This window comes from Flavobacterium sp. N2550 (genome assembly GCF_025947265.1).
Classification (GTDB): domain Bacteria; phylum Bacteroidota; class Bacteroidia; order Flavobacteriales; family Flavobacteriaceae; genus Flavobacterium; species Flavobacterium endophyticum.
Genome location: NZ_CP110007.1, coordinates 2,084,490 through 2,099,650 on the forward strand (window position 1 = coordinate 2,084,490; position 15,161 = coordinate 2,099,650).

The 15,161-nt window shown below is 46.2% G+C and carries 10 protein-coding genes; all 10 read left to right on the forward strand.

Translation table 11 applies throughout. From position 1 onward, the window contains the following. Nucleotides 1-113 precede the first annotated feature (113 nt). Nucleotides 114-3,254 (forward strand): SusC/RagA family TonB-linked outer membrane protein, encoded by a 3,141-nt coding sequence (locus tag OLM56_RS09185; protein WP_264526737.1) that lies wholly within the window; start codon nt 114-116, stop codon nt 3,252-3,254. A gap of 12 nt (nt 3,255-3,266) precedes the next feature. Next, entirely contained in the window at nt 3,267-4,766 is a 1,500-nt protein-coding gene (locus tag OLM56_RS09190) for a RagB/SusD family nutrient uptake outer membrane protein (protein ID WP_264526738.1), read from the forward strand. A 12-nt stretch (nt 4,767-4,778) separates the two neighbouring features. Further along, nucleotides 4,779-7,079, forward strand: a complete 2,301-nt coding sequence (locus tag OLM56_RS09195) for a polysaccharide lyase 6 family protein (RefSeq protein ID WP_264526739.1) — start codon at nt 4,779-4,781, stop codon at nt 7,077-7,079. A gap of 15 nt (nt 7,080-7,094) precedes the next feature. Next, entirely contained in the window at nt 7,095-8,531 is a 1,437-nt protein-coding gene (locus OLM56_RS09200) for an IPT/TIG domain-containing protein (protein WP_264526740.1), read from the forward strand. A gap of 12 nt (nt 8,532-8,543) precedes the next feature. Then, on the forward strand, nt 8,544-10,751 hold the full coding sequence (locus OLM56_RS09205; protein WP_264526741.1) for an alginate lyase family protein: 2,208 nt from the start codon (nt 8,544-8,546) through the stop codon (nt 10,749-10,751). A 5-nt stretch (nt 10,752-10,756) separates the two neighbouring features. Continuing rightward, the gene (locus tag OLM56_RS09210; protein ID WP_121377379.1) at nt 10,757-11,098 is read left to right on the forward strand and encodes a cupin domain-containing protein; all 342 of its coding nucleotides are present in this window, start codon (nt 10,757-10,759) and stop codon (nt 11,096-11,098) included. A gap of 82 nt (nt 11,099-11,180) precedes the next feature. After that, nucleotides 11,181-12,062: a T9SS type A sorting domain-containing protein gene (locus tag OLM56_RS09215; protein WP_264526742.1), complete on the forward strand. Its 882-nt coding sequence runs from the start codon at nt 11,181-11,183 to the stop codon at nt 12,060-12,062. Nucleotides 12,063-12,095: 33 nt separating this feature from the next. Next, nucleotides 12,096-13,361, forward strand: coding sequence for an MFS transporter (locus OLM56_RS09220; RefSeq protein WP_264526743.1), 1,266 nt, complete (start codon nt 12,096-12,098; stop codon nt 13,359-13,361). A 30-nt stretch (nt 13,362-13,391) separates the two neighbouring features. Beyond that, on the forward strand, nt 13,392-14,144 hold the full coding sequence (locus OLM56_RS09225) for an SDR family NAD(P)-dependent oxidoreductase (protein ID WP_121377376.1): 753 nt from the start codon (nt 13,392-13,394) through the stop codon (nt 14,142-14,144). A gap of 9 nt (nt 14,145-14,153) precedes the next feature. Further along, entirely contained in the window at nt 14,154-15,161 is a 1,008-nt protein-coding gene (locus OLM56_RS09230; protein WP_264526744.1) for a sugar kinase, read from the forward strand.

Consider the following 15,161-nt stretch of genomic DNA (forward strand, 5'->3'; position numbering starts at 1 on the left):
TCAAGATTCAGCATCTGATTTTCAGATTTTACGAACTAAAAAGCATTATCGGCAAATAGCCGGTCAGGATGCGCTATATCTTAATGTTACAGAATTGTAAGCTATAAATTTTTATGAAATTAAAAACATTTTTCTTATTCTCGGCCTTGATGCTGACAGGCCTGATTACGGCACAGGAAACCTATATGTTGACTGGACAAGTCGTTGCGGCCAAGGATAATACCACGCTACCTGGTGCTTCTATCACCATTTTAGGTACAAAAAACACCGTAATTGCCGACAACGAAGGCGAGTTTTCAATCGAAGTAAAAGAAAACAGCTCGCTGCAAATTTCCTTTATCGGAATGACTACAAGAGTGGTGCTCGTGAACGGCCAGAAAGACATTACTATTTCGCTAGAAGATGAAAGCAAAAGCCTAGACGAAGTAGTCGTGGTTGGTTACGGTACCCAGAAAAAATCTTCAATCACCGGTTCCGTATCAAAATTAGAAAACACAAATCTTGACGAAAATACAGTTTCCAGAGTCGATAAGGCATTGCAAGGACGAATCGCAGGTCTTCAGATTCAGAACATCACCTCCGAAGTCGGTGAAGCACCGCAAATCAGGATTCGCGGTATGGGCTCTATCAGCGCCAGCAGCGACCCATTAGTAGTTGTTGACGGATTTCCGGTACAAAACGGACTAGAGTTCATCAATCCAAGTACCATCGAATCCATTGAAGTCTTGAAAGATGCCAGTTCTACAGCCATCTACGGTTCCCGTGGCGCCAACGGTGTGATCATCGTTACCACCAAATCAGGCTCAGAATCCAAGACATTATACGAATTCAAGTCCTTTTTCGGCGTGAAATCAGTATACGACAAAATCGACATGTACGATACCTATAGCTATACCGACATGCTGCGTAACGAACGCCAGCTTCACGAAAACTACCTGGCCGGAATCGAAAACAGAGTGCCAAGCACTATTGCTTATACAGCCCGCGAAAAAGGAATGCGCCAAGTCGCAAACAATTCCAACGGCGGAACGGATTGGCAAGACGAAGGAACCCGAAATTTTGCCACAATCAAGAATTACCAATTGAACGTTTCCGGCGGCGGAAAGACCGCAAACTATTATGTTTCCGGACAATATATAGAAGACGAAGGCTTGATGAAAGACAACTTCCTAAAACGTATCAATTTCCAAAGCCGTGTAAGAACAAAACTAAGCGACAAGCTTTCTTTAGATTTCAACCTACGACCATCCTACAGCAAAAGAAGAAGATCAACAATTTCATATTCAGACTTGACACGTTCGCTTGGCTTTATGCCCGTGCGCCATAACGATTATACCTCCGCTCTTACTGGCTATCCAGTTGGCGATTACGCACAAGGAAGACATTTCAACAATGTAAATTTCGATTATATAGACGAAAACGGACAGCCTCAAAACTTCACCACGTCACTTTGGGGAACCAACAACAACAGCCCAATCTCAAGGATGGAAAACGAAACAAGATTCATCCACGATTACAGAATGCTGGCCAATTTTGCGTTAGAATATAAAATCACAAAACGCTTGACGTTTAAGACTTCTGGCGGTGTTAACACAGAATATTCCAACTACGAGCGCTTCCGAAACTCATTGGCAGACCAGACCGGACAAGCCATAGGCGAAGACGACAGTACCCTAAAAACAGACATCCTTACAGAAAATACGCTGAACTACAAATGGAAAGGCGACAATCACAGCGTTGACGCGCTAGGAGGGATGACCTACCAAAAAACAAACATCAAAGGAACCGGAATTTACGGAACCCAATTCCCTTCCGACTATATCGAGACCCTAAACGGAGCAAACATTATCGATGTCAACGAAACCTTTACCAGAAAAGAACAAATCGGATTGCTGTCGTTCCTAGCCAGAGTAAATTACGCCTACAAAGACAAATACCTGATCTCGCTTGCTGCGCGTGCCGACGGTTCCTCATTATTCGGACCAGAAAACAAATACGGAATTTTCCCTTCTGCCTCAATCGGGTGGAACGTAAGCGAAGAAAACTTCTGGAAAGAAAACATCCAGTTCATCAACAAATTTAAACTGCGTACCAGCGTTGGTGTGACTGGAAACAACAACATCGCGAATTACTCGTTCACCAACCTGCTATACCCTTCCAACTATTCCTTAGGCGAAGGCGGAGGAAGCGTTACCTCTGGATTAGGAGAAACGGGCGACGTATTAGGAAACCCTGGAATCGGCTGGGAGCAGACCTTAGAATACGATTCAGGAACTGATATCAGCTTTTTCGATAACCGATTAAACCTGTCATTAGACTACTATTACTCTATTACAGACAAACTACTATTGCAGCAAAATGTCTCTTACATCACCGGACATTCCCAATATTTCAACAATATTGGAAAAATCCAAAACAAAGGAATCGAACTCGAAGTTTCCGGAAACATCCGAGGCAAAGACTTTAGCTGGAAGCCAGCCTTCAATATTGCGGCCAACCAAAACAAACTCATTTCCCTAGGCGGCGAAGCACAATTCATAAGCCAAGGCGAAAGAAACGAAGAATACATTGCCAAAGTAGGGCAAGAAGCCGTACAATTTTACGGATACAAAATGATTGGCGTTTGGCAAAATGCCGAAGAATTAGCAAACAATCCACACTCGGCCGATGACGCCGTTGGAGGAATCAGAGTAGCCGATATCAACGGCGACGGAATCATCAACGCCAGCGACAGGACTACGCTCGGAAGCCCTTTCCCAGATTTCACTTGGGGCTTTTACAACGCCTTTACCTATAAAAATTTCGACCTGAATTTCCTAGTACAAGGCTCTGTCGGAGGCGAAGTGTTTTTCGGCGACGGATACTATAACGAAATGCGCTACCTCTACAAAGATTTCGTAGAAGGCAGATGGTTTAGCGAAGGCGTTCCAGCCACAAAACCACGCGAAAACAACGGTAGAGCTTGGCAAAATACAGACTACCTGATCCAAGACGCTTCCTATATGTCATTAAGAACCGTGACGATAGGCTTTTCAGCTCCCGATGCCTTCATCAGCAAACTAGGATTGAAAAAAGCAAGATTCTACCTATCAGGAGAAAACCTGCTGTACATAAGAGCATCCGATTTCTGGGGATTAAACCCAGAAGGAATCACGACCAGCGGCATCTACAGCTCGCCGTTGATTTCAGGCTATCAGCGAGGCGCTTTCCCTGTACAAAGAACAATCTCTTTTGGTATCGACATTAATTTCTAAAAAATAACAGCTATGAAACTATATAAATTTTCACTCAAAAATTTAAAAATCGCGCTCCTCGGCACGGCTTTTATCTTCGCAAGCTGTGACGAAACACTTGACCTCCAGCCCATTTCAGAAATAGGAGTAGACGAGTTTTACAGCACGCCGCAAGAAGTGAATCTGGCAGTAATCTCCATCTACAACAGCCTATACGGCATGCAGAACAGAGAATGGCTGCTGACAGAAATCCGCTCCGACAATACCTACATGAATCCGAACTCTACCGAAACCAAAGACTTGGCCATTCGAGAAGTAGACCGTTTCGTGCAAGGCTCGCAGAACATTTACGTACAAGAATACTGGAAAGCCTGCTACAGAACCATCAACCTGGCCAATATCGTGATGCAGAATCTCGACGTAGTAACAAACCCTGTAACACGTGACCAATACGAAGGCGAAGCCAGATTCCTAAGAGCACACGCCTATTTTAATCTTGTCCGTCTTTGGGGAGGCGTCTTTATTATCGAAAAACCAGTTTCAGGCAGCGAAGCCAAAAAAATGGACAGAAGTCCGCAAAGCGAAGTCTACCAATTCATCCTAAACGACCTTCGCCTTGCTTCCGAAAAACTCCCAGTTTCCCAAGGAGGAGCCAATCTAGGCAGAGTAGCAGCAGATGCCGCTAAAACACTTTTAGGTAAAGCATTGATTACAGCCGGAGGCGATGCCAACCTTACCGAAGCCAGAATCGTATTAGCCGAAGTAATTGCAGGCAATTTCAACCTGCAGCCTACCTATGCATCCGTGTTCGATATCGCTAACGAATACAACAGCGAAATCCTTTTTGCCGTACGTTACCAATCCGGAAGTGTCGGATTAGGCTCGCCGCACCCTAACTTTTTCGCACCCTTGCAAAGCGACAACTACGTAGTATTCGGAAACGGAGACGGATTAAACGTACCTACAGAAAACATGTCAACCTCCTATGCCGTAGGCGATCCGAGAAAAGCATCATCCATGGCCGATACCTGGATTGGCTTCAACAACTCAGTAAGAAGCGACAGGCACGTCACCAAATACAATTCCACCTTTACAAGAGTTGACGATGGCGGAAGCGACTGGGTCATCCTGCGCTATGCCGATGCCCTATTGCTGATGGCCGAAGCCATTAACGAACAAAGCGGCCCAAATGCCGAAGCCCTAGGATACCTGAACGAAGTAAGAACACGCTCATTAGGAAGCAGCGCCGCCCTTTCGCTAGCCAATGTTTCCACCTATTTCAATTTCAAATTAGCCCTAGAAAACGAAAGAAGATTCGAATTCGCTTTCGAAAACCACCGCTGGTTTGACTTAGTAAGAACCGGAAGAGCAGAAATCGTCATGTCGCAGCACTTCGCTACAGAATTCCAATACAACGATCCCGCACACCCATCCCTGAATACAGGCCCGCTGCAGCATTATCAGATCCTATTGCCGATTCCACAATACGAAATCGACCTGAATCCGACGATCGCACAAAACACAGGCTACTAATTCGTTAAGACAATGAAGAACATAAAATATTCCATAACAGCACTCTGTACCTTTCTGCTAGCTGCAGCAAGCGCAAACGCTGTCGAAATAAAAGTAGGCACCATTGCCGAGCTGAACGAAGCCATTTCCAAAGTAAAGCCAGGCGACCGTATCATCATGTCGAACGGAACCTGGAAAGATACCGCTATCGATTTCAATGCAAAAGGAGCCTCAAAAGACTCCATCTTTTTAGAAGCCGAAACAGCAGGAAAAGTAATCCTTTCCGGCAATTCCTCCCTAAAAGTTTCCGGAGACTATCTAGTAGCAAAAGGACTCTGGTTCAAAGACGGCTATAGCAAATTCGTAATCTCTTTTATGAGCAAAGACAAAGTCGCGACCAATTCAAGAGTGACCAATTGCGCCATTACCGATTACAACCCAGAAACCAAAGCCGAATCCAACCACTGGGTCGAATTATGGGGCAAAAACAACCGCTTTGACAACAACTACGTAGCCGGAAAAAACAACGACGGCTGTACGCTCGTTGTCTGGCTCAAAGGAGAAGAAAACCACCAGAACCACCACAGGATCGACCACAACTATTTTGGAGAACGCCCGCCATTAGGAGCCAACGGAGGAGAAACCATCCGAATCGGAACCAGCCACAATTCCATGTTCCAATCCAACACAATCGTTGAATGGAACAAGTTTGAAAAATGCAATGGCGAAGTAGAAATCATTTCCAACAAATCCTGCAACAATACCTTTAGAAACAACCTATTTTTAGAATCCCAAGGCTCGATGGTCTTCCGTCACGGAAACAACTGCCTCGTAGAAAACAATGTCTTTTTAGGCAACAACCAGCCCTATACAGGCGGTGTTCGTGTCATCAATGAAGGACATACCGTAAAAAACAACTATTTCTACGGATTGACAGGACAAGATTTCAGAGGCTCGCTAGTCATCATGAACGGCGTGCCGAACAGTCCGCTCAACCGTTACAACCAAGTAAAAAATGCCACCGTTACCAACAACATATTTTACAATTGCGGCCCGTTCCAGCTAGGAGCAGGAAAAGACGAAGAACGTTCCCTAGCACCCATAACCTCCGTGATTTCAGACAACATCATCTACAACGACACCGACGCAGAAACCGTTGCTTTCTTTGACGATATGAAAGGCATCACCTTCAAAAACAATACGCTCGACACCAAAAACACCAAAAAGCTAGAAGGCTTCACGCCAAAAAAACTATCGTGGAAAAAAGAAGGAGCCATTTTCGTACCAAGCGAAAAAAACAATATCGATTGCTCCATTTTCCAAAAAGTAATCGCCAACAAGACCGGAACCTCTTGGAACCCGAAAGCACCTAAAGTAGCCATACAAGAAGAAACCATCAACGTAGAGCCCGGAACAGGCACGCTCGAAAAAGCAGTAAAAAAAGCCAAAGGAAAAACCAAATTCATCTTGGCCGCCGGAACCTACCTCTTAGACCGCTCGATCATCATCACAGACAACATCACCATACAAGGCGAAGACGCTGCCAAGACCACCATCAGCTTTAACCCCAATGCCGAAAAAATGTCCAACTACCTGTTCAGGGTAGAATCAGGCGCCAGATTATCCATCGAAAAAGCAACCCTTACCGCTAAAGAAACACAAGCCGTAAAATACGCCATCGTTTCGCCAAAAGACGACACGCCGGGTTCGTACAGCGTTTTTATCAACAAATCAATCATTTCTGATTTCACCAATGCCGAAGGCGGTTCCGTTTTCAAAGCCTCAAAAGGAACCTTTGCCGATACAATCAAAATAAGCAACTCGATACTCAGAAACAATTTCCGCGGCATCAACCTTTCCTCAGAAAAAGACGATACCGGAAAATACAACGCCGAAAACGTAATCCTTGAAAACACAGTCTTCTCCGACTTCTCCCAATGGACATTGCACTACTACAGAGGCGGCAACGACGAATCCACGATTGGAGGCAATCTTGTCATCGACCATTGCGTATTCTCAAGAATCGGTACCACAGAAAAAGACCTAGTAGTCCAAAACAAAGGAATCGTAAACGTAAAAATCCAAAACAGCGTGTTCTACGACAATTCAAAAATAACCAACCCGCTGCGCCTTAACGGAAAAAACAACACCATCAAGAACTCCCTAATCTACAATTCAGGAGAAATCAAGCTCTCCGGAAATGCAGTATCAGAAAATATAATCAGCAAAAATCCAGGCTATCAAGACATGAAGCAATTCCTGCCAAAAGACAAATCGCCCCTAAAAGCAGCCGGAACAGACAAAAAAGACATAGGAATTCTAGTAGTCAACTAACTTAAAAAGAAACACATGAAAAGCATACTACAAGAAAAAATATACAGATTCGCCTGCATGATGCTTGCAGTCGTGATCCTATCCTGCGATGCAGACACCGAAGTAGACAAGACGTTTGAAGAAATCCTTGCGGCACAGCCAACAGTCGAATCATTTTCCCCAGCCTCGGCACCCATCCAAAGCCTGGTGACCATTACCGGAACCAACCTGAACTTCGTCACAAAAGCCTACATCGGCGATGTCGAAGCCCAGATCTATTCCCGTGAAAACTCAAGAATACTGATCATCAAAGTGCCCGCTTCAGCCGTAGACGGAATCATCCGCCTAACGACCGATTCCGATAAAGTAGCCTCATCAGCAGAAAGCCTGACGATTACCTATCCCGTTCCAACGATTACCTCAGAACTCCCAACAATGTCTGTCGTAAACGAAAACATTACCATCAGCGGAAACAACCTCCAAGTAGTCACAAAAGTCACTTTCGGTACCGTTAACGGAACAATCGAATTCCAAGACGACAGAACCATTATCGTCAAGACCCCAAACACAGGACCAAGCCCGCTAGCACTGACCTATAGCTATAATACCGTTTCCGGAGAAGTAGCCGTACCACTAGTCGAAAACTATACCATCGACGTGCCGACGCCTGCCGTAACCGGTTTCCCAAAAGCCATCATCAAAAACAATCCCGTGCAGATTGGTGGAACAGACATGAACCTAGTAACAGGCATTATTTTCGGAACCACGCCGATCACCACCTTCGAAGTAACGCCGACAAGCATCACCTTTAACGCACCGACCGAATTGCCGACCGGCTTCTACGCCATCAAGCTAGTATACGGCGACGGGATGGAAGTAACCAGCGACCCGATTGCCTATATCAACCGAAACGTTGAAACCTATTTTAATTTTGAAGCACAAGGCATGGAAGTAATAACTGCCGGACAAGCCGCACAGATTACCGCAAACCAATTAAACGGAACCGTAGCGCAGCCGCCATTTCCAAGCAGCACCAACTACCACCACCTAAAAATGCTTTCCCCAACAGACAACGGAAGCAGTATCGCCTACATGAGATTCTCATTCGCCACCAATGCCACCTGGAAAACCGCTTTCGATGCCGGAGCCTTCAACAACAACCCCGTGCTGCATTTCTGGCTCAATACCAACAATACAACGCCTACGCTAAGACTATACGCCACCTCCGCCATCAGCAAAAAACTAGTCCATTACAACACAGGAGGCGAGTGGAAGCTAGTCGCTGTCCGCCTGAGAGACCTGTTCCCGACCGTTACAGCTTCCGACTTTGTAAGTGGAAACTACCTAAGAATGAACTACCTCACAGACAACCAAGCCAACGTGCCATTAGAAGTAAACGCAGACTGGTTTATCATTACCGACGAAGTCCTGACAGGAGTAGGAGCAGTCGATTTGACCAGCACATTTAATTAATACAACACAAGAATGAAATACAAAACCATAAAAGCAATCAGTCTGACAGTACTCTTTACAGTACTGTCGGGCAATGCTTTTGCCCAAGACTACGCGCCCCTTTTGCTTCTTTCAAAAGCCGAAGCAAAGAATATCAGCCAGCATTTAGGCGATTACAAAGCCCTAGAAAAATCCTTTTCCAAAGTAAAAAAAGGTGCCGACAAAGCCCTAGAAAAACCAATCGAAGTACCAATCCCTGTCGATAACGGAGGAGGCTATTCACACGAAAAGCACAAGAAGAACTACAGAGAAATGTACTATGCCGGACTCGCTTTCCAAGTCACCGGCGACAAAAAATATGCAAAATTCGTAGAAGACATGCTGCTCGAATACGCCAAGATATACCCAGGCCTGCCGTTGCATCCCAAAAGAAAAGCCGAGCAAAACTCCGGCAAGCTCTTCTGGCAAGGACTCAACGACTGCGTATGGCTCGTACACGGAATCCAAGCCTATGACCTCGTAAAAGAAAACATCAGCGCCCAAAACAGAGAAACCATCGAAAGAGACGTCTTCAAGAGCATGGCAGCATTCCTGAGCGAAAGCGAAAGCGGCAAAGACACCTTCAACAAAATCCACAACCACGGCACTTGGGCCGTTGCCGCAGTCGGAATGACAGGCTATGTCCTAAACGACAAAGACATGGTCGAAAGAGCCCTATACGGTTCCGCCAAAGACAAAAAAACAGGCTTTATCAAACAAATCGACCTCCTCTTTTCGCCAGACGGCTACTATTCCGAAGGACCCTATTACCAAAGATACGCCCTGCAACCCTTCATGGTCTTTGCAGAAGCCATCAACAGAAACCAGCCAGAGCTCAAGATTTTCGATTACAGAAACCAGATCCTAAGAAAAGCAACCAATACCGTACTGCAGCTCACAGATGCCAACGGCTATTTCTTTCCGATAAACGATGCCCTCAAAGAAAAAAACTTCATGACAGAAGAACTCGTCTTTGCCACCAACATCGTTTACGAAAACTATAACGAAACCGCCATCCTGCCAGTAATCCAGCAACAAGGCGAAATCTCCATCTCTGGAGCCGGACTCAAATCAGCCGAAGCCATCCAGAACATGAAAAAACAAGAATTCGTCAAGAACCCAATGATCATTGCCGACGGACCCGAAGGCAAATCAGGAGGACTCGCGCTGTTCCGAATGCACACCAAGAAAAAAGACGAACAGCTCACCGCCGTATTCAAATTCGCTTCACAAGGCATGGGACACGGACACTTTGACCGCCTGGGCATCCTGCTCTACAACAACGACAAAGAAATCCTGCAAGACTACGGTGCCGCACGTTTCCTCAATGTCGAATCAAAAAGCGGCGGACGCTACCTAGAAGAAAACAAGACATGGGCACAAGCCTCTGTCGCACACAATACCGTAATCGTTGATGAAAAATCACATTACGATGGCGATTGGAAAGAAGCCGAAAAGCAGGCTCCTCACACCATCTTTTCGGATATCTCCAATCCCGCCATCCAAATTGCCAGCGCAGTAGAAAGCAATGCCTATGCCGGTGTCGAAATGCAGCGTACGGTCGCCCTTATCGAAGCCGAGACCCCGTTCATGCTAGACATCCTTTCCCTAAAATCAAAAGAAAGCCACCAATACGACCTGAACTTTATGTACAGCGGGCAGATTATGGAAACCGATTTCAAATACGAACCAGCAGTAACCGCACTTTCCCCATTAGGAAAAGCAAACGGCTACCAGCACCTATGGAAACTAGCCGAAGCCAAAGCAAACCCAAGCCTCTCAAAATTCACATGGCTTAACGACAGCAGGTTCTATACCATCTCAACGCTCACAGACGACACCAATAAGATCGTAATGACCCGCCTGGGAGCCAACGACCCAAATTTCAACCTAAGAAACGAATCCGGCTATATGGTAAGAGCCAGCGACAAGAAAAATTACACCTTCGTAAGCATCATCGAGCCGCACGGAAGCTTCGACCCAAAACTAGAATCCGTACAAGACCCCCATTCCAAAGTAGAAGCCATCCAAATCCTAAAACAAGACGACAACTACACCGCAGTCCTCGTCACGTTCAAGAACAAAAAATCATACACGCTACTATTCGCAAACAAAGAAACAAAGCCAGCCACAAAACACAAGATGACCATCAACGGAAAAAACACAGAGTGGAAAGGCAGCTATACACTAATCACAAACTAAGAACCATGAATATCAAGACAGAAGCATTCTATGTAGAAAACGAAAACCCTTGGGAAACCGTTTCCGAAGGCGTAAAAAGACAAATCACAGGCTATGACGTCAGCATCATGATGGTCAAGGTCGCCTTCGAGACCGGAGGAATCGGCCCGATCCACCAACACTACCACTCGCAGACCTCCTACGTCGTATCCGGAAAATTTGAAGTAACCATCAATAACGAAAAGAAAATCCTCCAAGCCGGAGACGCCTTCTATATCGAGCCCAACATCCTGCACGGAGCCATCTGCCTCGAAGCCGGAATGCTCATCGACGTGTTTAGCCCAATCAGAGAAGACTTTTTAAAATAACCCCCGCCTGCTGCAAGACGTTGGAGTAGGTCATAAATCAATACTTAATCGACAAGACACTTAATTCTTAAACTTATTATTTATGAAAAAAATTACCCTATTCGCTGCATTTTTAGTAGCATTCGCATTCCAAGGAAATGCGCAGACAACAATGACCCTCGTAAGCCCGACAGGAGACGGAGGCTTTGAAACGGCAGACACCTTTGAAGGAAACGGCTGGACGCTCCTCAACCACACCTATGGCTCAAGAAAATGGCAGATAGGCACCGGGCAAGCAGGATTCTCCGGAACAAGAGGAGCCTTCATAGGAAGCAGCGCCACAACCGTAGGAACCACGGCAGGAAGCAGAACCGTACACATCTACCGTCCCGTGACCATTCCCGCAGGAGCAACAAACGTTCAAGTAAAATTCAAATACAAACAAGAAGTAGTCGTAATTGACCCAGCAACCGGACCAAACGACTACGTATACCTGTCACTAATGACCGAAGCGCCGACAAACGGAACAGCAGCAGTACGATTTTCAGACAAATTTCCATCGACCGCTGCCGCCTATCCAACCTACACGCAGATAACAGCACCAGTGCCAGAATCAGCAATTGTAGCAGGAACAACCCAATACCTAGTAGTAACATTCAGGTCAACCAACCTGAACGACCCTGCTACTATAGGCTGGGGAGCCATCGACGACATAGAAATGACCTATGAAGCAGCCCTTGGAACAGAAGAATTCAATACCAATAAAATAGCAGCCTATCCAAACCCAGTAAAAGACAAGCTTACCATTACAGCAGCAGAAAACATCGACTCCGTAAGCATCTTTAACCTGTTCGGACAAAAACTGCTAAACCAAGAAATCAATGCCACAGAAACAGCCATTGACATGTCGGCCCTAGCAACAGGCACCTATATCGTAAACGTACAATCAGACAAGAACACAAAGACGATCAAGATAGTCAAATAATAACCGGCTTGCACGAGCCCCTTAAAGTAAATTATGAAAATTAAAGGATTACGATGGTGGATCATTACCCTGATCGGTTTTGCAACCATCATCAATTACATCGACCGCTCCGCCTTATCGCTGATGTGGCCGGCCATGGGAAAAGACTTAGGAATGAGCGATGCCGATTACGCATTGATACTCAACCTCTTTATGATTTCCTATGCCATCGGACAGTCCGTCTCCGGAAAACTATTTGACAAAATAGGAACCCGGCTCGGCTTTGTCATTGCCATATTCGTCTGGTCGCTATCCTCACTATTTCATTTTGCCGTAAAAGGGCTCCTGTCGCTAGCCTTCGTCAGGATCACGCTCGGAATCTCCGAAGCAGGAAACTGGCCCGGAGCCGTAAAAAGCAATTCCGAATGGTTCCCCCTACAAGAAAGAGCCATCGCGCAAGGAATTTTCAACGCCGGAGCCTCCATCGGTTCCATAATTGCCCCCCTTTTCATATCCGCCATGTTCGTAGCCTACGGATGGAAGACCACCTTCATCATCATAGGAGCAATGGGACTTCTCTGGATTATTCCGTGGCTTATCGTCTTTAAAAAACTCCCAAAAGACCACCCCTGGATTACCGAAGAAGAAAAAAAACACATACTCGACGGAAAAGCCGAAGCCACGCCAGAAGAAGAAGCCAAAAAAGGAATGTCTATCACCCAGATCCTTTCCCACAAAGAAAGCTGGGGCGTCATCATCTGCCGTTTCTTCATGGAACCCATCTGGTGGCTTTTCGTAGGCTGGATGCCACTGTACCTGCAAAAAACCTACGGCTTTGATGTCAAGCAAATCGGACTCTTTGCCTGGGTTCCCTATGTAGGAGCCGCGCTCGGAAGCCTTGCCGGAGGCTGGTACTCCGGAATGATTATCGCCAAGACCAAATCCGTAGACAAAGGAAGAAAACAAGCCATCGTCATTGCAGGAATCATCATGTTCCTAGGGCTCATGGCCACCATCTTCTTCGGAGATACCCCGACCAAGTTCGTCATCATCGTCTCCTTCGTCCTGTTCGGTTTCCAGTTCGCCATCGGCAACATCCAGACGCTGCCGAGCGACCTTATGGACAAAAAATCAGTAGGCACGCTCGCAGGATTAGGAGGCTCTATCGGAGTCATCTCGGTCATCACCATGAACTTCCTCATCCCCGTCATCACCAAAACATCCTATACGCCAGCCTTTATCATCATAGCCGCCTTCGTGCCGCTGGGCGTACTCTCGATATTCGCACTGATAAAAAAAATAAGACCAGTAAACACATAGAATTAAAACCAAATATTAAATAGAATTACAATGAAATTAAAAGGAAAAACAGCCGTAGTAACAGGAGGAGCAAGAGACATTGGAAGAGAAGTAGCTATTAAGTTGGCAAAAGAAGGAGCCAATGTAGTGGTCAACTATTATATGAGCCAAGAAGACGGCGATACCACCTTGAAGCTGATCGAAGAAGTAGGAGGCAAGGCCATCATCGTACAAGGCGATATGACCCAGCAAGCCGATATCGATCTGCTCGTAAGCGAGACAAAAAAAGCATTCGGAGAAGAAGTTCACGTATTGGTGAACGTAGCCGGAGGACTTATTGCCCGCAAGACCATTGAAGAAATGGATGTCGATTTCTTTGACACCATGATCAACGTAAATTTCAAATCAGTTTTCCTAGTTACAAAAGCCTTCAAGCCTTTGATGAAAGCAGGAGCATCCATCATTAACTTTGCCTCTCAAGCCGGACGCGATGGAGGAGGGCCAGGAGCATCCCTTTACGCCTCAGCAAAAGGAGCCGTGATGACCTATACCAGAGGACTCGCAAAAGAATTCGGACCACAAGGCATCCGCGTTAACGCACTCTGCCCAGGAATGATTGCCACGGCCTTCCACGACACCTTTACAAAACCAGAAGTACGCGTTAACGTAGCCAACGGAACCCCGTTGAGAAGAGAAGGAAAAGCCTCAGAAGTAGCCGATTTAGTAGCCTACCTCGCATCAGACGAATCCTCATTCCTGACAGGAAACAATATTGATATTAACGGAGGCCTCGCATTCAGCTAATACACGACAATGAAAAAAGTAGTCACATTTGGTGAAATACTCGCAAGGCTGACACCGCCAGGATTCAAGAAAATGGCACAAACCAATCAGCTGGAAATCTACTATGGAGGAACCGAAACCAACGTTTCGGTCTCCCTCTCCATACTAGGCTGCCAGACGATGCACGTTAGCCGTGTCTCCGACGATTTCCTCGGAAACGCCGCCCTTTCCAACCTAAAAAGCAACGGTGTCGACACCTCCTATGTACAAAAAGGAGAAGAACCCCTCGGGCTCTATTTTGTAGAACCCGGAGCAGTCGTGCGTTCAGGAGTCATCTCCTACAACCGAAACCATTCCGCCTTTCGCGCCCTAGAACCCAATTCCATTCCATGGGCCGCTATTTTCAAAAACGCCGACTGGTTTCACTGGACAGGCATCACGCCAGCACATTCCGAAAACAATTTCCTGGCCCTAAAAGAAGCCCTGATGATTGCCAAAGAAATGAACGTCACCGTTTCCTGCGACCCAGCCTATAGAACCGGACTCTGGAAATACGGAAGAAAAGCAGAAGACGCCCTCAAAGGACTCGTAGCCCTTTCCGACGTTTTTATCGGAGGAGCCGAACAATTCAACGAGCTCTTAGGAACCGATTTCTCCCTTTCCGACGAAGATTTCAAAAAAGGAAGCATTGCCCTCAAAGCAGAATTCCCAAAAATAAAGACCATTTACGACAAGACCCGAACCGGAAAAAACGCCTCATGGCACCAAATCGAAGCCCGAATGTGGAACGGAAAAAACCTGTTCTCCTGCGAGCCCATCGAAATTACCCACATCGTAGACCGCATCGGGACAGGCGATGCCTTTGCAGCAGGAGTCATTTTTGGAGAGCTGAACAACTATTCCGAAAAAGAAACCCTCGCCTTTGCCAATGCCGCCTGCGCCATAAAACACACCATCGAAGGCGATGCCAACCTGGCCGACTTCAATGAGATTAACCAAATTGCCCGAGGCAACACCTCAGGAAGACTAATACGATAA